The sequence below is a fragment of the Citrobacter telavivensis genome, assembly GCF_041807075.1.
GTDB lineage: Bacteria > Pseudomonadota > Gammaproteobacteria > Enterobacterales > Enterobacteriaceae > Citrobacter_A > Citrobacter_A telavivensis.
The window spans coordinates 440,903-464,124 of sequence record NZ_JBGUBF010000001.1; the positions used below are offsets into that span (position 1 = coordinate 440,903).

The 23,222-nt window shown below is 53.6% G+C and carries 20 protein-coding genes; 6 read left to right on the plus strand and 14 right to left on the minus strand.

Annotation, left to right across the window (positions count from 1 at the left end; translation table 11 throughout):
• Positions 1–28: 28 nt before the first annotated feature.
• The 5 genes from asnB to nagB form a co-directional block, all read right to left on the minus strand.
• Positions 29–1,693: an asparagine synthase B gene (gene asnB, locus ACERJC_RS02040; RefSeq protein ID WP_152405485.1), complete on the minus strand. Its 1,665-nt coding sequence runs from the start codon at positions 1,691–1,693 to the stop codon at positions 29–31.
• Between the two features lie 254 nt (positions 1,694–1,947).
• On the minus strand, positions 1,948–2,700 hold the full coding sequence (gene nagD / locus ACERJC_RS02045) for a ribonucleotide monophosphatase NagD (RefSeq protein WP_046477474.1): 753 nt from the start codon (positions 2,698–2,700) through the stop codon (positions 1,948–1,950).
• A 46-nt stretch (positions 2,701–2,746) separates the two neighbouring features.
• Positions 2,747–3,967 (minus strand): DNA-binding transcriptional regulator NagC, encoded by a 1,221-nt coding sequence (nagC, locus tag ACERJC_RS02050; protein WP_286632684.1) that lies wholly within the window; start codon positions 3,965–3,967, stop codon positions 2,747–2,749.
• 8 nt (positions 3,968–3,975) lie between these two features.
• Positions 3,976–5,124 carry an N-acetylglucosamine-6-phosphate deacetylase gene (nagA, locus tag ACERJC_RS02055; protein WP_178827893.1) on the minus strand — a complete coding sequence of 383 codons (1,149 nt, stop codon included), beginning with the start codon at positions 5,122–5,124 and terminating at the stop codon, positions 3,976–3,978.
• Positions 5,125–5,183: 59 nt separating this feature from the next.
• On the minus strand, positions 5,184–5,984 hold the full coding sequence (gene nagB, locus ACERJC_RS02060; RefSeq protein ID WP_178827892.1) for a glucosamine-6-phosphate deaminase: 801 nt from the start codon (positions 5,982–5,984) through the stop codon (positions 5,184–5,186).
• Between the two features lie 326 nt (positions 5,985–6,310).
• Between nagB and nagE the strand changes: the two genes are divergently transcribed.
• The 4 genes from nagE (at position 6,311) to ACERJC_RS02080 (ending at position 12,400) form a co-directional block, all read left to right on the plus strand.
• Entirely contained in the window at positions 6,311–8,326 is a 2,016-nt protein-coding gene (gene nagE / locus ACERJC_RS02065; protein ID WP_373670906.1) for an N-acetylglucosamine-specific PTS transporter subunit IIBC, read from the plus strand.
• Positions 8,327–8,515: 189 nt separating this feature from the next.
• Positions 8,516–10,183 (plus strand): glutamine--tRNA ligase, encoded by a 1,668-nt coding sequence (gene glnS, locus ACERJC_RS02070; RefSeq protein WP_373670907.1) that lies wholly within the window; start codon positions 8,516–8,518, stop codon positions 10,181–10,183.
• Positions 10,184–10,611: 428 nt separating this feature from the next.
• On the plus strand, positions 10,612–12,018 hold the full coding sequence (gene chiP, locus ACERJC_RS02075) for a chitoporin ChiP (RefSeq protein ID WP_152405478.1): 1,407 nt from the start codon (positions 10,612–10,614) through the stop codon (positions 12,016–12,018).
• A gap of 49 nt (positions 12,019–12,067) precedes the next feature.
• The gene (locus tag ACERJC_RS02080) at positions 12,068–12,400 is read left to right on the plus strand and encodes a ChiQ/YbfN family lipoprotein (protein ID WP_125368863.1); all 333 of its coding nucleotides are present in this window, start codon (positions 12,068–12,070) and stop codon (positions 12,398–12,400) included.
• Between the two features lie 52 nt (positions 12,401–12,452).
• Here the strand turns inward: ACERJC_RS02080 and tcuC are convergent, their stop codons facing one another.
• From tcuC to ybfF, 8 genes are all read right to left on the minus strand, one after another.
• Positions 12,453–13,748 carry a tricarballylate/proton symporter TcuC gene (gene tcuC, locus ACERJC_RS02085; protein ID WP_373670908.1) on the minus strand — a complete coding sequence of 432 codons (1,296 nt, stop codon included), beginning with the start codon at positions 13,746–13,748 and terminating at the stop codon, positions 12,453–12,455.
• A 53-nt stretch (positions 13,749–13,801) separates the two neighbouring features.
• On the minus strand, positions 13,802–14,941 hold the full coding sequence (gene tcuB / locus ACERJC_RS02090) for a tricarballylate utilization 4Fe-4S protein TcuB (RefSeq protein WP_373670909.1): 1,140 nt from the start codon (positions 14,939–14,941) through the stop codon (positions 13,802–13,804).
• Positions 14,928–16,331, minus strand: a complete 1,404-nt coding sequence (gene tcuA / locus ACERJC_RS02095) for an FAD-dependent tricarballylate dehydrogenase TcuA (RefSeq protein ID WP_373670910.1) — start codon at positions 16,329–16,331, stop codon at positions 14,928–14,930. The genes tcuB and tcuA overlap by 14 nt, the downstream gene beginning before the upstream one ends.
• 97 nt (positions 16,332–16,428) lie before the next feature.
• On the minus strand, positions 16,429–17,355 hold the full coding sequence (gene tcuR, locus ACERJC_RS02100; protein WP_178825371.1) for a tricarballylate utilization LysR family transcriptional regulator TcuR: 927 nt from the start codon (positions 17,353–17,355) through the stop codon (positions 16,429–16,431).
• Positions 17,356–17,485: 130 nt separating this feature from the next.
• Positions 17,486–17,932 carry a ferric iron uptake transcriptional regulator gene (fur, locus tag ACERJC_RS02105; protein ID WP_046477500.1) on the minus strand — a complete coding sequence of 149 codons (447 nt, stop codon included), beginning with the start codon at positions 17,930–17,932 and terminating at the stop codon, positions 17,486–17,488.
• A 280-nt stretch (positions 17,933–18,212) separates the two neighbouring features.
• Positions 18,213–18,743, minus strand: coding sequence for a flavodoxin FldA (gene fldA / locus ACERJC_RS02110; RefSeq protein ID WP_046477502.1), 531 nt, complete (start codon positions 18,741–18,743; stop codon positions 18,213–18,215).
• 149 nt (positions 18,744–18,892) lie between these two features.
• Positions 18,893–19,186, minus strand: a complete 294-nt coding sequence (gene ybfE, locus ACERJC_RS02115; protein ID WP_044326665.1) for a LexA regulated protein — start codon at positions 19,184–19,186, stop codon at positions 18,893–18,895.
• A gap of 128 nt (positions 19,187–19,314) precedes the next feature.
• Positions 19,315–20,088, minus strand: coding sequence for an esterase (ybfF, locus tag ACERJC_RS02120; protein WP_373670911.1), 774 nt, complete (start codon positions 20,086–20,088; stop codon positions 19,315–19,317).
• A gap of 190 nt (positions 20,089–20,278) precedes the next feature.
• On the opposite strand from ybfF, the gene seqA reads away from it, so the two are divergent.
• A complete protein-coding gene (seqA, locus tag ACERJC_RS02125) occupies positions 20,279–20,824 on the plus strand; it encodes a replication initiation negative regulator SeqA (RefSeq protein ID WP_152405471.1) in 546 nt (181 codons plus the stop codon).
• Positions 20,825–20,847: 23 nt separating this feature from the next.
• A complete protein-coding gene (gene pgm, locus ACERJC_RS02130; protein ID WP_152405470.1) occupies positions 20,848–22,488 on the plus strand; it encodes a phosphoglucomutase (alpha-D-glucose-1,6-bisphosphate-dependent) in 1,641 nt (546 codons plus the stop codon).
• 148 nt (positions 22,489–22,636) lie between these two features.
• Here the strand turns inward: pgm and ACERJC_RS02135 are convergent, their stop codons facing one another.
• On the minus strand, positions 22,637–23,068 hold the full coding sequence (locus ACERJC_RS02135) for a nuclear transport factor 2 family protein (RefSeq protein ID WP_152405469.1): 432 nt from the start codon (positions 23,066–23,068) through the stop codon (positions 22,637–22,639).
• Between the last annotated feature and the right edge of the window lie 154 nt (positions 23,069–23,222).

Genomic DNA, 23,222 nt, shown 5'->3' on the forward strand with positions numbered 1-23,222 from the left:
CCGAAAGGCCCTTTTTCATCAGTGTTGCTTATTGATAAGCGGACTGGTGAACACCCACTGCGCGACCCGATGGATCGTTCATGGTTTTGAACGCTTCGTCCCATTCGATCGCTTTAGCTGAAGAGCAGGCGACGGAGGGACCGCCCGGCACACACTCTGCGGCGCTCGGTACCGGGAACAGCTCTTCGAAGATCTCGCGGTACAGATACGCTTCTTTTGAAGACGGCGTATTGTACGGGAAGCGGAAGCGGGCGGTTTCCAGTTGCTGATCGGAAACTTGCTCAGCGGCCACCTCTTTCAGGGTGTCGATCCAGCTGTAGCCCACGCCGTCGGAGAACTGCTCTTTCTGACGCCATGCAACGCTTGCCGGCAGATAGGATTCGAAACATTCACGGAGGACATGTTTTTCCATCTTGCCGTTGCCGCACATTTTATCTTCCGGGTTAATGCGCATCGCCACGTCGAGGAACTTCTTATCCAGGAACGGGACGCGAGCTTCCACCCCCCAGGCCGACATGGCCTTGTTAGCGCGGGCGCAGTCAAACATATGCAGCGCCTGCAGCTTACGTACGGTTTCTTCGTGCAGTTCTTTGGCGTCTGGTGCCTTATGGAAATAGAGGTAGCCGCCGAACACTTCATCAGACCCTTCGCCGGACAGCACCATTTTGATGCCCATCGCTTTGATCTTACGCGACATTAAATACATCGGCGTCGAGGCGCGAATGGTGGTTACGTCATAGGTTTCGATGTGATAAATCACGTCGCGGATCGCATCCAGCCCTTCCTGTACCGTAAAGTGAATTTCATGGTGTACGGTCCCCAGGTGGTTAGCCACTTCCTGCGCGGCTTTCAGATCCGGAGCCCCTTCCAGACCGACGGCGAAGGAGTGAAGTTGAGGCCACCAGGCTTCAGAACGTTCGTCATCTTCCACACGACGGGCGGCGAATTTTTTGGTGATCGCCGAGATAACGGAGGAATCCAGGCCGCCAGAGAGCAACACGCCGTAAGGTACATCAGACATCAGATGGCTTTTGACAGAATCTTCCAGCGCCTGACGCAGTTCGTTTTTGTCGGTAACGTTATCTTTTACCGCGTCAAAATCGAACCAGTCACGCTGATAATACTGACGGATTTCACCGTCTTTGCTCCAGAGGTAACTTCCCGCCGGGAACTCTTGAATGGTGCGGCACACCGGCACCAGGGCTTTCATTTCTGACGCGACGTACAGGTTGCCGAACTCGTCATAACCCATATACAGCGGGATGATACCGATGTGGTCGCGGCCAATCAGATAGGCATCCTGTTCGCTGTCGTACAGCGCGAAGGCAAACATTCCTTGCAGATCGTCGAGAAATTCCACGCCTTTTTCCTGATACAGCGCGAGGATCACTTCGCAGTCAGAACCGGTCTGGAACGCGTAGCGATCGCCATACTCTGCACGCAGCGCCTGGTGGTTGTAAATTTCACCGTTCACGGCCAGCACGTGGGTTTTCTTTTCGTTATACAGCGGTTGAGCGCCAGCGTTGACGTCGACAATTGACAGACGTTCGTGGGCCAGAATGGCCTTATCGCAGGCATAAATGCCGGACCAGTCCGGACCGCGATGGCGCATCAGGCGTGACAGCTCAAGGGCTTTTTTACGCAGTTCACCTGCATCTGACTTAATATCGAATACGCCGAAAATTGAACACATAACCTTCTCCGTTAACCTGTTGCGTAATGCTTTTTGTGTTTGCTTGCTAAAGAAAATGCCGCAAAGGAACTGGAGGCGCAAGGGGTTTGCGGTCTGAAAAAGAAAAAACGCAATGGTCATTGCCGATTAGTGAAAAAAGATTATGGTTTGAGCATATTCATTGATGAATTATCAGTTTTTTGCTGATTTCGTTGAATGAGATTATTTTTCTGGTGGGCGAAAATGAAAAACCACGTCCTGGGACGTGGTCTGGGTTAAATAACGTCGATTTCGGCGACGGAGGGATAAATCCAGCTCGGGCGGAACGGCATACTGTCGATGTCATCCAGCGTGGAAACGCCGGAGAGCACCAGGATGGTTTCGAGCCCCGCCTGGAAGCCGGCAAGAATATCGGTGCGCAGGTTATCGCCGACGATCACCGTCTCTTCCGAGTGCGCCTGCATTTTGTTTAACGCCGCGCGGATAATCCACGGACTCGGTTTACCGACGTAGAACGGTTTACGACCGGAGATTTTCTCGATACCCGCGCAGAGCGCGCCACAGGCTGGATAAAAACCGCGGCCATGGGTGTCCGGGTTGGTGGCAATAAAGCGCGCGCCGTTTGCCACAAAGAAGGCCGCTTTATGCATCATGTCCCAGTTGTAGGAACGGGTCTCGCCGACGATGACGAAGTCCGGGTTCACGTCCGTAATGGTGAAACCGGCTTTATACAGTTCGTGGATCAATGCGCCTTCGCCGACAACATACGCCTTTTTCCCTTCCTGACGACGCAGGAAATCGGCGGTTGCCATGGCCGAGGTATAAAACACGCTGTCCGGTACATTAACGCCAGCGGTTGCGAAACGGTTTGCCAGATCCTGGCCGGTCTGCGACGGGTAATTGGTCAGCAGCACCAGCGGCAGGCCTTTCTCCATAACGCCAGTCAAAAACTCCGCCGCACCCGGTACGGCGACGTTGTCGTGCATCAGCACGCCGTCGATATCACAAATGACATTCTTGATGGTCATGAACTACCCAGGAAATATGTTAATAATCCGATACTATAAGAGCGCATCAGTTTTCCAGCAAATGCTGGAGCAAAATACCGTTGAGCATGGCGCGTTTTACCAGCGCAAAGGCACCGATGGCGGAGCGGTGATCCAGTGTGGAACGCACCACCGGCAAATTTGTGCGAAACGCCTTCAGCGCCTGCGTATTAATGCAGCTTTCAATGGCGGGTAACAGCACTTTATCGGCTTCGGTTATCTCACCGGCAATCACGATTTTTTGCGGATTAAACAGGTTGATGGCGATCGCAATGGTTTTACCCAGATGACGCCCAACGTGCTCAATGACCTCTGAGGCCAGGCTGTCGCCCTTATTTGCCGCCTTGCAGATGGTTTTGATCGTGCAGTCTTCCAGCGGAACGCGGCTCTGGTAGCCTTGCTTCAGGAGATTGAGGACGCGGTGTTCAATTGCCGCGTTCGCGGCAATGGTTTCCAGACAGCCAAAGTTACCGCAGTGGCAGCGTTCGCCCAGCGGTTCAACCTGGATGTGGCCAATCTCGCCAACGTTACCGTTACGACCAATAAAAATCCGGCCGTTAGAGATAATACCGGCACCCGTCCCGCGGTGGACGCGCACCAGAATAGAGTCCTCGCAGTCCTGACTTGCCCCAAAGTAGTGCTCCGCCAGCGCCAGGCTGCGGATATCGTGGCCGACAAAACAGGTGACGAGAAAACGTTTTTCCAGTGCTTCAACCAGTCCCCAGTTCTCTACCTGGATATGCGGCATGTAGTGGATCTTGCCGCTTTCCGGATCGACAAGTCCCGGCAGGATCACGGAAATGGCGATGAGTTCGCGGATCTTGCGCTGGTTGTTGTCGATAAAGGCGGTGATGGCATTGAGCAGCGCGTGTTCCAGCGTTTCCTGCGTGCGTTCGGGCAACGGATAGTGTTCTTCCGCCAGCACTTTGCTGCTCAGGTCAAACAGGGTGATGGTCGCGTCGTGGCGGCCAAGACGCACGCCAATGGCGTGAAAACTGCGGGTTTCGGTGACGATAGAAATGGCGCGGCGGCCCCCGGTGGAGGCCTGTTGATCGACTTCTTTGATCAGTCCGCGTTCAATCAGTTGACGCGTAATTTTGGTTACGCTGGCGGGGGCAAGCTGGCTTTGCTCGGCAATCTGGATCCGCGAGATTGGCCCATGCTGGTCAATCAGGCGGTAAACGGCCGCGCTGTTAAGCTGTTTTACGAGATCAACATTACCTATTTGAGCTTGTCCGCCTGGTGTCATACTTTCTCTTACTCAGTAACGACCTCGTCACCATTAACGATGGTCTTGATGATTTTAAAGTCGTGTGTGAAAGCGGTCAGGTTTGCCACTTTACCCGCCGCGATACTGCCGAGGTGTTTCTCAACACCGATGGCGCGCGCAGGGTAGAGGGTCGCCATGCGCAGCACTTCGTCGAGTGCAATGCCGCAATGTTCAACCAGGTTACGCACGCCTTCAATCATGGTTAATGATGAACCGCTCAGCGTCCCGTTTTCGTCTACACAAAGTCCATTGCGGTAGTATATTGTTTTACCAGCAAAAATGAACTGTTCAATATTTGCCCCTGCCGGTGCAGTCGCATCCGTCACCAGGCACAGTTTGTCGCCCTTCAGTCGTTTGGCGTTGCGGATGTTGGCATAATCAACGTGCAGACCATCTGCAATCACGCCGCAATAAATGTCGGCTTCATCCAGGATCGCGCCCGCCAGACCCGGCTCACGTCCGGTGATATACGGCATGGCGTTGAACAAATGCGTGGCAAAGGTGATACCTGCACGGAATCCGGCCTTCGCTTCTATCAGCGTGGCGTTCGAGTGACCGGCAGAGACCACAATCCCGGCGTTCGCCAGCTTACCGATCACTTCCGCCGGGACCATTTCCGGCGCCAGCGTCACTTTGGTGATAACGTCGGCATTATCGCACAGGAAATCGACCAGCGCAGCGTCAGGCTGACGGACAAAACGCGGATTGTGCGTCCCTTTTTTCACCAGGTTTAGCCAGGGGCCTTCCAGATGTAGACCCAGCGCCTGATTCGGATGTTTCGCAAGGTATTCACGCATCACGCGAACACCTTGTTTCATGAGATCGTCGCTGGTGGTAATCAGCGTAGGCAGATAGTTGGTACAGCCCGATTTCTCGTTGGCCTTCTGCATGATTTCCAGCGTTTCAACGGTGACAGCTTCTGCGGTGTCGTTAAACTGCACGCCGCCGCAGCCGTTAAGCTGGACATCGATAAAGCCGGGGGAAAGAATGGCCCCGTTCACTGAACGTTGTTCGATCTCTGGCGGCAGTTCTGCCACAGGGCAAACGCGGTCAATCAGGCCATTGGCGACAACAATCGCATGGTCATCAAGAATTTCGTGGCCGGTAAAGATCCGACCCTGGGTTAAAGCATACATTCCGACCCCCGATTTCAAAAAAATGCCGCCCTGAACACTGTGGCAGGGCGGAGACTACATTACAGACCTTTAATATTCTCTGCTTCTAACTCGTTGAAATATTTCAGTGTCTTAACTTTCAGTTCCATCGTGGACGGCTCATCACACACCACAACCGCTTTCGGATGCAGTTGCAGACAGCTGATGGTCCACATGTGGTTAACATTACCTTCAACCGCAGCCTGCAGCGCCTGCGCTTTCTGATGGCCCAGCACCAGAATCATCACTTCTTCGGCATCCAGCAGAGTACCTACGCCAACGGTCAGTGCGTACTTCGGTACTTGAGCCACATCGCCGTCAAAGAAACGGGAGTTTGCCACACGGGTATCATGCGTCAGGGTTTTGATACGGGTACGAGAGGCCAGCGAAGAAGCGGGTTCGTTAAACGCGATATGGCCGTCATTACCGACGCCACCCATGAACAGGTGGATTTTACCGTAGGAACGGATTTTTTCTTCATACTGGCGGCACTCGGCGTCGATATCTGGCGCGTTGCCGTTGAGCAGGTTGATGTTTTCTGCTGGAATATCAACGTGATCAAAGAAATTGCGATGCATGAAGCTGTGGTAGCTTTCCGGATGCTCTTTTGGCAGGCCGACATATTCGTCCATGTTGAACGTCACGACATGTTTGAAGCTAACCTGGCCCGCTTTGTGCATTTCGACTAAGGCTTTATACGCAGTCAGCGGCGTGCCGCCCGTCGGCAGACCCAGCACAAACGGACGATCGGCTGTCGGTTTGAACGCATTGATGCGATTAACGATATGGCGTGCAGCCCATTTGCCGACCTGTTCAGCGGAAGTCAGGGGAATCAGTCTCATTCTTCACCTCAGAAAGTAAATGTAAGCCGTTGACGGATTGCGCGTCGGTGCATAGTAAAGCGTAACCTGGCATGCATCGGTTGGGTCAATCTGTCTTGATTTTTTGAATGATAAAATAAGTTTTCCCACATAGCCAGTAAAAGGGAGTGATAATAACGATATTTGGTGACTAAACTCACAAAAAACACGCTTTTAATTTGCGATACGAATTAAATTTTTACACACTCACAATGCCAGTAAAGCAACAACTGAATTTCAATAAGTTAGTGACAAAATAAAAACACAGCTTAAAGCGAGCCTTAACGGGGTCTCAAAGGGGGAAGAAAGTGAGTATTCTAGGTTATCTGCAAAAGGTTGGCCGTGCGCTAATGGTGCCGGTCGCCACGCTGCCAGCGGCGGCAATATTGATGGGGGTCGGCTACTGGATCGACCCGGTAGGTTGGGGTGGAGATAACGCACTTGCGGCGTTCTTCATTAAGTCCGGCTCCGCCATTATTGATAACATGTCCGTGCTGTTTGCTATCGGTGTGGCTTACGGTATGTCCAAAGATAAAGACGGTGCTGCGGCGCTGACCGGTTTTGTGGGCTTCCTGGTGTTGACCACACTCTGTTCTCCGGCTGCGGTTTCCATGATTCAGAAGATCCCGGCTGACCAGGTTCCTGCCGCTTTCGGTAAGATCAGCAACCAGTTCGTGGGTATCCTCGTTGGTATTATCTCTGCCGAGCTGTACAACCGCTTTAGCAGCGTCGAACTGCCGAAAGCGCTCTCCTTCTTCAGCGGTCGCCGCCTGGTGCCGATCCTCACCTCTTTCGTGATGATCATCGTCGCGTTCATCATGATGTACATCTGGCCGGTGATTTTCGACGGTCTGGTGAACTTCGGTGAGCATATTCAGAAGCTGGGATCAACCGGTGCGGGTATCTACGCCTTCTTTAACCGTCTGTTGATTCCGGTGGGTCTGCACCACGCGCTGAACTCCGTATTCTGGTTTGACGTTGCGGGGATTAACGACATTCCTAACTTCCTCGGCGGTGCCCAGTCTATCGAATCGGGCAAAGCAGTTGTGGGGATTACCGGTCGTTATCAGGCGGGCTTCTTCCCGATCATGATGTTTGGTCTGCCGGGTGCGGCGCTGGCTATCTACCACTGCGCGCGTCCTGAGAACAAGGCGAAAGTGCTGGGTATCATGATGGCCGGTGCGTTTGCGGCGTTCTTTACGGGTATCACCGAACCGCTGGAATTCTCCTTCATGTTCGTTGCGCCGGTTCTGTATGTGATTCACGCTGTCCTGACCGGTATCTCCGTATTTATCGCGGCGAGCATGCATTGGATTGCCGGCTTCGGTTTCAGTGCGGGTCTGGTGGATATGGTGCTTTCTTCCCGTAACCCACTGGCAACCCAGTGGTGGATGCTGATCCCACAAGGTCTGGTGTTCTTTGCCATCTATTACGTGGTGTTCCGTTTCGTTATCACCAAATTCAACCTGATGACTCCGGGTCGCGAACTGGCTGTGGCTGGCAGCGAAGCGGATGGTCAGGACCTGAATGTGAGCAGCGATAAAGAACAAGACGTTTCAGCCCTGGCGCGTCAGTACATCGCAGCCATCGGCGGTTCTGACAACCTCACCGGTATCGATGCCTGCATCACCCGTCTGCGTCTGAGCGTAAAAGACTCGTCACTGGTGAATGAAAGCCTGGCGAAACGTCTGGGTGCCTCTGGTGTGATTCGTCTGAACAAAACCAGCGTGCAGATTATCGTCGGCTTCGTGGCTGAGAAAATCGCCAACGCGATGAAAACAACGGGACCGGTTGCGGCGGCTGAAGCTTCTGCAGCGCCTGCTGCCCAGGCGGCGGCAAAACCGCAGGCGGTGCCGAATGCAGTGACCATTGCTGAACTGGTCTCGCCAGTGACCGGTGATGTGGTTGCGCTGGAGCAGGTGCCTGACGAAGCGTTCGCCAGCAAAGCGGTTGGTGACGGCGTTGCGGTAAAACCAACGGATAAAACCGTGGTTTCTCCGGCAGCGGGCACCATCGTGAAAATCTTCAACACCAACCATGCGTTCTGCCTGGAAACCGAAAAAGGCGCGGAAATCGTTGTCCACATGGGTATCGATACCGTCGCGTTGAACGGCCAGGGCTTCAAGCGTCTGGTGGAAGAGGGCGCGGAAGTGACGGCAGGTCAGCCGATTCTGGAAATGGATCTGGACTACCTGAACGCGAACGCGCGCTCCATGATCAGTCCTGTGGTGTGCAGCAACATCGACGACTTCAGCGGCCTGGTGATCAAAGCCGACGGTCATGTGGTTGCCGGTCAAACGCCACTGTATGAAATTAAAGGGTAGGTTGGATAAGGCGTAAGCCGCCATCCGACAATATGAAGCGGCGGGGGAAAACCTCCGCCGCTTTTTTTTGCAGCAAATTCCCTCCTATTTTTCTTCAACACCACTTTTTCAGTAACTAAAGGTTGTCAGTCTGTCCGGCTTATAAGATCATATGCCGTTATACGTTGTTTACGCTTTGAGGAATCCACGATGAGTGAGGCTGAAGCCCGCCCGAGTAACTTTATTCGTCAGATCATCGATGAAGATCTGGCCAGTGGTAAGCACACCACGATCCATACCCGTTTTCCGCCGGAGCCAAATGGCTATCTGCACATTGGCCACGCGAAATCTATCTGCCTGAACTTTGGTATCGCGCAAGATTACCAGGGCCAGTGCAACCTGCGTTTCGATGACACCAACCCGGTAAAAGAAGATATCGAGTACGTTGATTCGATCAAAAACGACGTTGAGTGGTTAGGTTTTCACTGGGCTGGCGACGTTCGCTACTCCTCAGATTACTTTGATCAACTGCACGCCTATGCGGTTGAACTGATCAACAAAGGTCTGGCGTATGTCGATGAACTGACGCCGGAGCAGATCCGCGAATACCGTGGCACGCTGACTCAGCCAGGCAAAAACAGTCCGTTCCGCGATCGCAGCATCGAAGAGAACCTCGCGCTGTTCGAAAAAATGCGTACCGGCGGCTTTGAAGAAGGTAAAGCCTGTCTGCGTGCGAAGATCGACATGGCATCGCCGTTTATCGTGATGCGCGATCCGGTTCTGTACCGCATTAAATTTGCTGAGCACCATCAGACCGGCAACAAGTGGTGCATCTACCCGATGTATGACTTCACCCACTGCATCAGCGACGCGCTGGAAGGTATTACCCACTCACTGTGTACGCTCGAGTTCCAGGACAACCGTCGTCTGTACGACTGGGTGCTGGACAACATCTCCATTCCGGTTCACCCGCGCCAGTATGAATTCTCGCGCCTGAATCTGGAATACACCGTGATGTCCAAGCGTAAGCTGAACCTGCTGGTGGCTGACAAACATGTAGAAGGCTGGGACGATCCGCGTATGCCGACCATCTCCGGTCTGCGTCGTCGCGGCTATACCGCGGCGGCAATCCGTGAATTCTGCAAACGCATTGGCGTGACCAAGCAGGACAATACGATCGAAATGGCGTCGCTGGAATCCTGTATCCGCGAAGATCTGAACGAAAACGCGCCGCGTGCGATGGCGGTTATCGATCCGGTAAAACTGGTTATTGAGAACTACCCGCAGGGCGAAAGCGAAATGGTCACCATGCCTAACCATCCGAATAAACCGGAAATGGGCACGCGTGAGGTTCCGTTCAGCGGTGAAATCTGGATTGATCGCGCTGACTTCCGCGAAGAAGCCAACAAGCAGTACAAGCGCCTGGTGATGGGCAAAGAAGTGCGCCTGCGTAACGCCTACGTGGTGAAAGCAGAACGCGTGGAAAAAGATGCTGAAGGCAATATCACCACTATCTTCTGTACCTATGATGCGGATACGTTGAGCAAAGATCCGGCCGACGGACGTAAAGTGAAGGGCGTTATCCACTGGGTTAGCGCCGCACACGCGCTGCCGGTAGAGATCCGTCTCTACGATCGTCTGTTCAGCGTACCAAACCCGGGGGCTGCGGAAGACTTCCTGTCCGTGATGAACCCGGAATCACTGGTGATCAAACAGGGCTTTGCTGAGCCGTCGTTGAAAGCTGCGGTAGCAGGGAAAGCGTTCCAGTTTGAGCGCGAAGGTTACTTCTGCCTGGACAGCCGTTATGCCAGCGCAGAGAAACTGGTGTTTAACCGCACCGTTGGCCTGCGTGACACCTGGGCGAAAGTCGGCGAATAAGCCGTCGCAACGATCCTTTCAAACGCCGCACTCTGCGGCGTTTTTTTTCGCCGATAAATCTCACTTTGCGAAGCGAATTAATTCCCATTCAAAAAATGAAGCCATTAACAAACGCTTGTTTTCGCTAACTTATGTAATAAACCGCTTATGACAAGAAATAGCTTTCATCTTTCTGGAAAACATAGAAAATTTTTATATTTACTGTCATTTATTAACCAATGAATGAAATGTAACAGAAAGCGATGAAATATGTGCGGTTGCTCATACTCTTACATTCTCGTTACAGAAAGAGATTGATAATTCGCGTCGCGAAAAATAGTCTATCACTGTAGTCAGTGAGGTTTCTCTCACAGCTACTTTTAAATTTTTATTTTTTTCGCTGTTTTGCCTTTGGCAACAGCAATTTATACGTCAAAGAGGATTAACATATGCGTACGTTTAGTGGCAAACGTAGTGCGCTGGCGTTGGCTATCGCCGGTATCACAGCACTGTCGGGTCTGGTCGTTGTTCCGCAGGCACAGGCCGAAGGCTTTTTCGATGATTCAACCCTGACCGGCGGCATCTATTACTGGCAGCGTGAGCGCGACCGTAAAGATGTCACCGACGACGACAAATACAAAACTAACCTCTCTCACGCGACCTGGAACGCCAACCTGGATTTCCAGTCCGGCTATGCGGCGGATATGTTTGGTCTCGATGTGGCGGCGTTTACTGCCATTGAAATGGCGGAAAACGGCGACAGCGGACATCCAAACGAAATCGCTTTCTCGAAAAAGAACAAAGGCTATGACGAAGACTACTCCGGTGATAAGAGCGGAATTAGTTTGTATAAGGCCGCCGCGAAATTCAAATACGGTCCCGCCTGGGCACGTGCCGGTTATATTCAACCTACCGGTCAGACGCTGTTAGCGCCGCACTGGAGCTTTATGCCGGGTACCTATCAGGGTGCCGAAGCGGGCGCTAACTTTGACTACGGCGACGCGGGCGCACTGAGCTTCTCCTATATGTGGGCCAATGAATATAAAGCGCCGTGGCACACCGAAGTCGATAAATTCTACCAGGGCGATAAAAAGACCAAAGTCGATTATCTCCACTCTGTCGGTGCAAAATATGATTTCAAAAATGACCTGGTGCTGGAAGCGGCGTTTGGTCAGTCCGAAGGCTATGTCGATCAGTACTTCGCCAAAGCCAGCTACAAGTTCGATTTAGGTGGCAATCCGTTCTCCACCAGCTACCAGTTCTACGGGGCGCGTGACAAAGTCGATGACCGCAGCGCCAGCGACATTTATGACGGTACGGCCTGGCTGCAGGCGTTGACCTTCGGCTACAAGGTGGCGGAAGTTGTTGACCTGCGTCTGGAAGGGACCTGGGTTAAGGCCGATGGTCAGCAAGGGTTCTTCCTGCAACGTATGACACCGACCTATGCGTCATCCAACGGTCGTCTGGATATCTGGTGGGATAACCGTTCGGACTTCAACGCCAACGGTGAAAAAGCGGTCTTCTTCGGTGCAATGTATGACCTGAAGAACTGGAATCTGCCTGGCTGGGCGGTCGGGGCTTCTTATGTGTATGCCTGGGACGCGAAACCGTCTACCTGGCAGAGCAGCCCGGATGCGTACTACGACAAAAACCGTACTATCGAAGAGTCATCTTATAGCCTGGATGCGGTCTATACGCTGCAGGACGGTCGTGCGAAAGGCACCATGTTTAAACTGCACTTCACCGAATATGACAACCACTCCAACATCCCGAGCTGGGGTGGCGGTTATGGCAACATCTTCCAGGATGAGCGCGACGTGAAGTTCATCGTGATTGCGCCGTTCACCATCTTCTAATGCCAACAGCGGCAGGCCCTGCGCCTGCCGCACCGTTGAGGACCATGCTATGAAAAAACTGATACTCATCGCCGTGATGGCCTCGGGACTGGTGGCCTGCGCGCCGTCAACGGCCCCGAAAGAAGACAGCCGGTTGAAAGAGGCGTACAGCGCCTGTATCAATACGGCGCAGGGATCGCCAGAGAAAATCGAAGCCTGTCAGAGCGTGCTGAATGTGCTGAAAAAAGAGAAACAGCATCAGCAGTTTGCGAATCAGGAGAGTGTAAGGGTGCTGGATTACCAGCAGTGTATTCAGGCGACGCGCACCGGTAACGATCAGGCCGTGAAAGCCGATTGCGATAAGATCTGGCAGGAAATTCGCAGCAACAATACGGCGAAGTAAGCGTCAGAAACAACATAAAACGGGCGGAGAGATTTCTCCGCCCGTTTGCGTTTCAGAGCTTATTCTCTGCCGTCTGATAACCGCGGCTGAGACGGACAAACAGCATTGCGGTCGCGGCGAGTCCACAGAGCGCTGCGCACATGAGCCACCAACCCGGAGAACTCTTATCGCCGGTCAACTGGACCAGCGCCGTGGAAATAGCGGGCGTCAGGCCGCCGAAAATCGCCGTGGCGAGGCTAAAGGCCAGCGAAAACCCCACGGTTCGCACATAAACCGGCATCACTTCGGTCAGTGCGGCAACCATCGCGCCGTTGTACATGCCGAAGAAGAACGAGAACCAGAGCAGCACCAGCGTCATACGGGTGAAATCCGGGGCGGCGGTCAGCCAGTTCATTACCGGCCAGGTGGTGATCAGGGCGAGCAAAGTGATACCCATCAGCACCGGGCGACGCCCAATCCGGTCAGAGATGGCGCCGCCAATTGGCAGCCAGATGAAGTTAGAAATCCCCACCAGCATGGTGACTATCAGGCTGTCACGCGCGCTCAGGTTCAAAACGGCTCTCCCGTATGTAGGGGTATAAACGGTAATAAAATAAAAGGTCGTGGTCGTCATCGCCACCAGCAGGGTTCCTGCGGTGATGATGCGCCAGTTTTTAACGATGGTGGTAAAAATCTCCCGGGTGTCGGGGCGGTGCTTACGTTGTAAAAAGGCTTCAGTTTCCTGCAGTGAACGTCGAAGAACAAAAATCAGCGGAATAATCATACAACCAATAAAGAACGGGATTCGCCAACCCCATTCAGAGATCTCATCGTGCCCCAGCGTGACATTCAGGCCGTAGCCAATCAGCGCGGCGACAACGATCGCGACCTGTTGACTGGCCGATTGCCAACTGGTGTAAAAGCCTTTGTTGCCAGGCGTTGCAATTTCAGAAAGATAAACAGAGACGCCACCCAGTTCGACGCCGGCAGAGAATCCCTGTAACAAGCGCCCCAGCAGGACCAGCGCGGGGGCCAGCAGGCCGATGGTCTGATAACCCGGAACGAGGGCTATCAGCAGCGTGCCGCAGCCCATGATTGCAAGAGTGACCATCAGCCCTTTACGCCGGCCGATCCTGTCGATATATGCCCCCAGTATTACCGCCCCGATGGGACGCATTAAAAAGCCGGAGCCAAAAACAGCAAAAGTAAGCATGAGGCTGGCGAACTCACTTTCGGCAGGAAAAAACGTCTTTGCGATATAGGTGGCATAAAAACCAAACAGAAAAAAATCGAACTGTTCGAGAAAATTACCGCTGGTCACACGCAGTATTGCGCCGAACGTGCCGGCGCGCGATGGTTGTTGAGTCATTGAGGTTGCTCCACTGTCTTATCATAATATTTATAGAGGTAAGAGTTTGCGGGTTAGTCGCCTGCGACCCCCGCCTGTTTTCCGCGTCGCTTCTCAATCGCCCATTTGAGTAAAGATGCGCAGCGGTAAAATCCGTGGGCAAATTTTCCGTACGGAATGGTCAAAAAAAGTGCCATGACCACGCCAAGATGGATGGCAAGCAGGATCCCCATCCATGAGGTGTCTCTTCCCGCCAGCAAGCCCAGACCGGTCAGGCTGGTTAGTAGCAGCAGTAAAATAAATCCGCGATCCATTGGTTTCTGCCGCGCATCACCATGCAGTGGCGAACGCTTAAGGTTTAGCCACAGCAGGCCTGCCGGACCGACGACTAAACCGACGCCTCCGAGCGTGCCAAGCATGACCGGCACGCTAAAGAACGGGTAGGGGGCTTCCCATCCGGCAAAATAGTGGTAGCCGGTCGCCACCACGGTCGCGGCGAAACAGAGCATAAAGCCGTAGAAGGTGAAATGATGGAAACGACGGCGCATCAGCGTAAAGGCGTCGTCAGCGTCGTTGCAGCCTTTGCCATGTCCGCCGTCGAGGTATTTCAGCGTAAGCGCATTGTGCGAGGCTTCGGCAATTTCCGCCGGACGTGGCCCGACCGGCGATATCTCACGCCAGAAGCGGATCACGCCCGCCATCAATAAACCGATCGCCAGAACGAAAACGGAACCAAACATCCATGCCAGCAGGTTGTGCGGGAAGATTTGGTAGAAATCACCGGCCAGCGGTGGGTGGCGCAGCGATCCTTTCAGCCCCATCGCGAGGAGTAAAAAGAGGATCAGACTAAAGACCAGCGCCAGCGTCACGGTGACGCCTGCCCGGCGATACAGTGCGCCAAAGGCCGCAGGCCGTGCGTAATGTTGATAGGTCTCCAGGCGTACTTCCGCCATCGCTTTCGGCACGTTGAGAGCAAACTCATGCGGCGGGGCATACTGGCAGGCATGTAAGCAGGCGCCACAGTTATGACACAGGTTAGCAAGATAGTTGATGTCGGCTTTGCCGAATTCCAGTCGTTGAGTCATTGCCGGAAACACGGCGCAAAACCCTTCGCAATAGCGGCAGGCGTTACAAACCTGCATCACCCGCTCGACTTCCGCCTCCGGCTCGGTGAGAATTTTGGCTTCAATAATCAATTTTTCAAGCTGCTTCATGGCGCGCCTCCTTACGTGCCGCCCGTGCGGCTTCTTTCCCTGCGATCCGCCCGAACGTGGTGCCGATGGACATGCCGACACCGGCGGTATAACCCTTGCCCAGCACGTTGCCTGCCATCATCTCACCGGCAACGAACAGGTTACGGCTGGGGGCTCCAGCGAAGTGGACCGCAGCGTGTGCATTCACTTTCAGTCCCAGATAGGTAAAGGTGATCCCCGGACGCAGGGCATAGCCGTAGTAGGGGGGGGTATCGATAGGCCGCGCCCAGTGGGTTTTGGGTGGCGTCAGGTCCTGCGTCGCGCAGTTATCCAGCGTTGTGTGATCAAACTGGCCCGGTTGACAGGCCTGGTTGTACTGTTCCACGGTATGGGTAAAGCGTTCGGTATCCAGCCCCAGCTGGCGGGCCAGTTCACCCAGCGTGTTGGCCTGCGCGCCCGGGAAAACCGGCGGCATAAAGTGGCCGATCGCTTTGCTATCGATAATGGAGTAGCCAATCTGGCCGGGCTGGTGGGCAACCAGACGCCCCCAGATGGCATACCGTTTCGGCCAGAAATCTTCGCCTTCATCGTAAAAGCGCTCCGCGTCCCGATTGACCACCACGCCAAGCGAGACGCAATCCACGCGGGTACAAATGCCGCCATCATACAGCGGGGCTCGGGCATCAATGGCAACACAGTGGGACTGGGACGGATCGCCGATGATGTCAGCCCCGGCATCGATCATAAATCTGAGCAAGACGCCCTGATTAAAGCGGGTGCCACGAATGAGGAAGTTATCGGCCGGCCATTCGCCACGCGCGTTTTCCCCCCAGGCCTCGCGCAGCCATTCGCGGTTGGATTCAAACCCGCCAGCGGCGAGGACGCAGGCTTTGGCCTCAATGCGCTCGTTCCCTGCCAGGGCGGCGACGAATTCACCGTTGCGCAATTCAAGCGCCTGTACCGGCGAGTTGTAGCGAATCTGAACCCCCAGCTTTTCTGCGCTGCGGTAATAGGCGTTCACGAGGGCTTTACCGCCGCCCATGAAGAAGGCATTGGTACGCGCCACGTGCAGTGCGCCAGAGAGTGGAGGCTGAAAGTTAACACCGTGCTGGCGCATCCAGTCACGACACTGCGATGAGGTGCGGATCACCAGACGCGCCAGCGCTTCATCGGTGTTGCCTTCCGTGACACGCCAGAGATCCTGCCAGAATTCCTCTTCGGGATAACTCTCGACCAGCACATCCTGTGGCGCATCGTGCATGCATCGTAAATTGCGCGTATGTTGAGAATTGCCGCCGCGCCATTCCCGTGGCGCAGCCTCTAACAGCAACACGGAGGCTCCTGCCTCGCGAGCGGTTAAGGCGGCACATAACGCGGCATTACCGCCGCCAATCACCAGTACATCCACCATCGTATACTCCATTATCATTTAACTATTTGTTAAATTTGTAATTGAAATGTATACGTACGGGTTGTATGGGCGCTATGACGAAAAGCTAAAGACCTGTTTAGTGAGCGTAAAGGGTTGCACCCGGCCAACAGCCGGTTTCAACAAGTTCACGCATGACTTTTGTGAGCATCACGCGGGCGGCGAGCCCGGCGGGGGTGAGTTCATCGTCAGACAGGCTGACCAGAAAATTGGGGCGGCTAAGTACAGGATTGTGGACACCGATCACTCTTAGCGCGTCTCTCTCAAGGTGCGAAATGGCAGCTCCGGGTTGCAGCGTGGCACCGAGTCCGCTGCGAACGGCGTGCATCAGTAACGTCAGGCCGTCAATTTCCGTGGCGATATCAACCTTTAGTCCGTGTTCCTGACAGATGGCCTCCAGTCGGCCGCGCAGTCCGTGACCGAGGCTTGGCATGATCAGGGGAATATTCGCCAGTTGAGCAGGGGTTATGGTGTCATCCGGAATATCCGCCAGCAGCTCGTGCGTGCCAATCAGAAAAAGCCGCTCTTCGAGAACCGGCCTGGCGCTCCAGCGCAGGATCTTCTCTTTTTGAAAAACGACGGCCAGATCAATCTGACGGGTGTTGATCATCCGTTCCAGATTGCCCGAGAGGCTTTCCACCACATGCAAGCGTACGTCGGCGTAATGTTCCCGCATAGCATGAATAAACGGCATTCCCAGGACAGAGGCCGTGCTGGGGGCCATGCCGACGCTGACATGTCCGGACAGACGCGCATCGCGCGCGGCCAGAATGGCGTCATCAGCGTGACGCAGCGCCAGTTGCGCCTGTGAGTAAAAGGCCAGACCGGCGTTGGTTGGCGTTACGCCACGCGAGGTTCGCTGCAATAGACGAATCGCAAGTTCGTTTTCCAGTCGTGTCATCTGCTGGCTGAGCGCGGAAACGCCGATGTCGAGATCGAGCGCCGCGCTGCCCATACTCCCGGTTTCCACAATACGGACAAAATAACGTAGCTGGCGAAGTTCCATTTCGATTCTCCGGACAAGGCAGGGTGAGATTTTACATTAAAGCAACATGCTGTCAGAAGAAAGCGCGGCGTGGGGAATGGCACGCATAAAAAAAGCCAACCGGCAGGTTGGCTTTTCAGAATAATACAAATTATTTCGCGTCGTGCGCGTGTTCGTCTTCGCGACAATCGCCTTCAGCACAGTGGCCGTACAGATAAAGGCTATGATTCGTCAGACGAATGCCATGCTTCGCCGCGATCTCACGCTGACGCGCTTCAATAGAATCATCACTGAATTCGATCACTTTGCCGCAATCGAGGCAAATAAGGTGATCGTGATGATGCTGCTGGGTCAACTCGAAAACGGATTTACCGCCTTCAAAATTGTGGCGGGTAACGATCCCGGCGTCGTCAAACTGGTTCAGCACGCGATACACGGTCGCCAGACCAATTTCTTCACCCATGTCGATCAGTCGTTTATATAAATCTTCCGCACTGACGTGATGGTTTTCCGGTTCCTGAAGAACTTCCAGGATCTTTAAACGAGGAAGCGTTACTTTCAGGCCAGCCTTCTTTAATGCGGTATTGTTGTCAGTCATGCGGAATCTGTCCTGTTGCTAAACGATTCACTTCATACAAGAAGTGACAGAAATTGCACTCGAGATAATGCGTTTCATTATAGGACTGCCGTGTCTAAATGAAAACCGCAAGCCTCTGGCAAATGTTAATAAATAGTCGGTATTGCCTGGAAATGAGAGCGCCACCTAAAAACTCCCGCACATTGTACAGGGATGGGCAAGAAAGTTACAAATTTGTAGCAATTATTTTGATTGGTTCTGTCTATTGATGCGGCGCAAACATTGTCTGCGCCGCCGTACATCAGGCGTTAATGATGTCGTCGAGGTGCAGTTCTTCAGAAATCTGCTTCACCCATTTTTCCACGCGCTCGGCGGTCAGTTCCGGCTGACGGTCTTCGTCAATCGCCAGACCGACAAAATGGTCGTCATCCGCCAGACCTTTGGACGCTTCAAAATGATAGCCTGCGGTCGGCCAGTGACCCACGATGGTTGCGCCGCGCGGCTCAATGATATCGCGGATTGTGCCTAACGCGTCGCAGAAGTATTCAGCATAGTCTTCCTGATCGCCGCAGCCAAACAGCGCAACCAGTTTGCCGTTAAAATCAATGTCTTCGAGGGTCGGGAAGAAGTCGTCCCAGTCGCACTGCGCTTCACCGTAGTACCAGGTTGGGATACCAAGCAGCAGAATGTCATAGCCTTCGAGATCTTCCTTGCTGCTTTTTGCAATGTCATGCACATCGGCAACGTCTTTACCAAGCTGTTTTTGAATCATTTTTGCGATATTTTCGGTATTCCCGGTGTCGCTGCCGAAAAAGATGCCAGTGATTGCCATGAGTAAAGTAACCTCTTGAAACTTATTGAAATGGTGGTGGCGAGTTGCCCACAGATAACGGCAATCATAGCAGAACAGTCAGGTATGCGGAAATAGCAAACGCATACGAGTGCACTCCATGCTACACGAAAGTGGGGAATGAGGGGATTTCAGGCGAGATCCTGGCCGCGTAGCGCCGCCAGTTGGGCCATCAGTATCTCTTCAATCAGTTCACTGCGGCTCATCTCCCGGGATTCCGCCAGCTCATTTAGCGCGTCAACGGCTTCCGCGTTGAGCTTGAGCTCGACACGCTTAAGACCACGAACTTTGTCGCGTTTTAGCTGATTACGCTTGTTAATGCGCAGTTGTTCATCGCGCGAAAGCGGATTGGTTTTCGGTCGTCCCGGGCGACGCTCGTGCGCGAACAGATCTAGTGTCGTACGGTCCGTTTGTTCTTTGGCCATGATTTTGGTGACTTCGGGGAAACAATCAGCCAGGCCTCTGCCCGGATGGATAGCGCGCCATCATACATCAGCGGATGAGGCGCGCCAACGTTCGTACGTGTAATCGCGCACGGACGCTGAGTTTTTAATCAGTTAGCCGTCTCGTTGAGATAACGACGGATGGCGCGCAGCACCGCCTCCGGCTTTTCGGCATGCACCCAATGACCCGCCCCGGCAATCACATGCGCACGCGCCTGTGGGAACTGGGCCAGTAAATCGGCGCGATACGCCTCGGTGACATAAGGGGAGTTGCCGCCGGGGATAAACAGCGCCGGATGATCCCAGGCCGGAATCGTCTCCCAGCCGACGATATGCGGGTATTGTTCCCACAGCACCGGCACGTTAAAACGCCACTCGCCGTCAACATATGATTTCAGCAAAAACTGAATCACGCCTTCTTCATTAAGATATTCGCGCATGACCGCAGCCGCCTGCTGGCGGGTCTTTGCCTTTGATGCCGTCACCGCGTTGATGGCAGCGAAAATTTCGTCGTGGCGGCGGACAGGGTAGTCCACCGGGGCGATATCTATTGCCACTAAACGATCGATGCGTTCCGGGGCCAGCGCGCTGAGCGCCATTACCGCTTTACCGCCCATCGAGTGACCAATAAAGGTGGCTTTTTCGATGTGTTGTGCCTCCAGCGTATCCAGCAGATCCTGTGCCATCGCCGGGTAGTTCATCACCGGGTCGCGAGGAGAGAGACCGTGGTTACGCATATCGACCTGGATGATGTCATGGTCGTTCACCAGGTCTCGTGCGAGCACGCCCAGGTTGTCCAGACTACCAAATAAACCGTGAACCAGTACGATGGGAGAATTATTGTGCAGGTTTTGTGCGGATTGCGCTCGGATATTCAATTTCATGGCAAAGTTCTTTTTTTCGCTCTGTCGGGTTAGGGTATTATGTTGACCATTCTGCCACTGGGCTGCAACCACTTCGGTTTTCTCCGAGTTTTTTGTTCAGCCAGGTTTGACGCTATTCGCCGTTGGGATTTGCCCCTATACTCCCAACGATTTGTATTTCAGATCAGATAAGACACCGCACTGGATTAAGATGAAAACGATTGAAGTTGATGATGAACTCTATAGCTATATTGCCAGCCACACGAAGCATATCGGCGAGAGCGCATCCGAGATTTTACGGCGTATGTTGAAGTTTTCCGCCGCATCACAGCCCGTCACGCCAGTGACAAAAGAGGTTCGCACGGCGCAACCGGTGGTTGCAGAGGCGAAACCCGTCAATCTTGTCAAAGATAAAGTGCGCGCGATGCGTGAACTGCTTCTGTCCGATGAATATGCGGAACAGAAGAAAGCGGTTAACCGCTTTATGCTGGTGCTGACTACACTTTATACACTGGATCAACATGCGTTTGCTGAAGCAACGGAATCGTTGCATGGCCGAACGCGTGTCTATTTTGCGGCTGATGAACAGACGCTACTGAAAAACGGTAATCAAACCAAACCAAAACACGTGCCCGGCACGCCTTATTGGGTGATCACCAACACCAACACCGGCCGTAAATGCAGCATGATCGAACACATCATGCAGTCAATGCAATTCCCGGCGGAATTGATTGAAAAGGTTTGCGGAACAATTTAATCCATGCAGAAAAGGACCAGGCAATGGCAATCCACGACCGTGCAGGCAAGCCTGCGCAACAAAGTGATTTGATTAACGTCGCTCAACTGACGGCACAATACTATGTACTGAAGCCCGCAAAAGGAAATGCGGAACACGCGGTGAAGTTCGGCACTTCCGGACACCGTGGCAGTGCAGGTCGTCATAGCTTCAACGAGCCCCACATTCTGGCGATTGCGCAGGCTATCGCGGAAGAGCGTGCGAAAAACGGCATTACGGGTCCGTGCTATGTGGGTAAAGACACCCATGCGCTGTCCGAACCGGCGTTTATCTCCGTACTGGAAGTGCTCGCAGCGAACGGTGTCGACGTGATTGTTCAGGAGAACAACGGTTTTACCCCAACGCCAGCCGTATCGAATGCCATTCTGGTCCACAACAAAAAAGGCGGCCCACTGGCTGACGGTATTGTCATTACCCCGTCCCACAACCCGCCGGAAGATGGCGGCATTAAATACAACCCGCCTAACGGTGGCCCGGCAGATACTAACGTCACGAAAGTGGTGGAAGACCGCGCGAATGCGCTACTGGCTGATGACCTCAAAGGCGTGAAGCGTATTTCTCTGGATGCGGCGCTGGCGTCCGGTCATGTCAAAGAACAGGACCTGGTACAGCCGTTCGTTGAAGGGCTGGCGGACATCGTCGACATGGCTGCTATCCAGAAAGCCGGTCTGACGCTGGGCGTGGATCCGCTGGGCGGTTCCGGTATTGAATACTGGAAACGTATCGCGGAGCATTACAAACTGAACCTGACCATCGTGAACGATCAGGTTGATCAAACCTTCCGTTTTATGCATCTCGATAAAGATGGCGCGATCCGTATGGACTGCTCGTCTGAGTGTGCGATGGCCGGTTTGCTCGCGCTGCGCGACAAGTTCGACCTGGCGTTCGCCAACGACCCCGATTATGACCGTCACGGTATTGTCACCCCGGCGGGGCTGATGAATCCAAACCACTATCTGGCGGTGGCGATCAACTACCTGTTCCAGCATCGTCCGCAGTGGGGTAAAGAGGTGGCCGTCGGTAAAACGCTGGTCTCTTCAGCCATGATCGACCGCGTGGTTAACGATCTGGGGCGCAAACTGGTGGAAGTCCCGGTTGGTTTTAAATGGTTTGTTGATGGTCTGTTTGACGGCAGCTTCGGCTTTGGCGGTGAAGAGAGCGCGGGGGCATCCTTCCTGCGTTTCGACGGTACGCCGTGGTCTACCGATAAAGACGGGATCATCATGTGCCTGCTGGCGGCAGAAATTACCGCCGTCACCGGGAAGAACCCGCAGGAGCACTACAACGAGCTTGCTGCCCGTTTTGGTGCGCCGAGCTACAACCGTCTGCAGGCAGGCGCAACGTCCGCACAAAAGGCGGCGCTGTCTAAACTGTCTCCGGAGATGGTCAGCGCCAGCACGCTGGCAGGTGACCCGATAACCGCGCGTCTGACCGCAGCACCGGGTAACGGTGCGTCGATTGGCGGTCTGAAAGTGATGACCGACAACGGCTGGTTCGCCGCGCGTCCGTCCGGTACGGAAGATGCGTACAAGATCTATTGCGAGAGCTTCCTCGGTGAAGAGCATCGCAAGCAGATCGAGAAAGAAGCCGTCGAAATTGTCAGCGAAGTGCTGAAAAACGCCTGAGTTAAAAAGTCGCATTAAAAAGGAGCCGATTGGCTCCTTTTTCTATTCCCGCACGCTTTCCCGTAGGCTGCCATCCGGCGTTGTTTTATTGCCTGAAGGCGCTTCGCTTATCAGGCCTACGCTCGCACGATATTGGAAGTTCGCGTGGTTATTGGGGGAGCTTATACGCCTGACGCGCTAATAACTTCCAGTCACCCGCGCTGTCTTTTTTCATCACCAGCATCACGCCGATTTTCACTTCGCCTGGTTTGCCGCTGTCGTTTGTTTTCGCCTCCAGAATATGGCGGACGATCGCGACATCGCCATCAATCTGAACAGTCTGATCGTTCAGATTTAAGGTCTTGAATTGTGATTTTCCTGTCACGATAGCGTCAACAAATTCGGCGTTATTTTCAATTCTTCCGCTGGAATGGCCATAGCTCAGGGAGGCGGTTCCCACTTTTTCCAGACTGGATTTTTCACCGCTCAGCATCGCCTGACGCATGCTTTCTACGGCATCTGTCACCGCTTTAACGTCTGTACTCTGTGCAAAGCAAGAGCTGCTTAACAGCAAGAGCGCCATACAAAATGCTTTTTTCATGTTCATCTCCTGATAGAAATTTTTGGCCTCAGTCGGCCCCTGAACCTAATGAAATTCTGTCGAAACATTCAGGATGTAAATAGAACATGCATTCATTAAAAATAAAACGATGTTTTAATGATGAACATCACAGACTGTGAAAAACGTTCTCGCT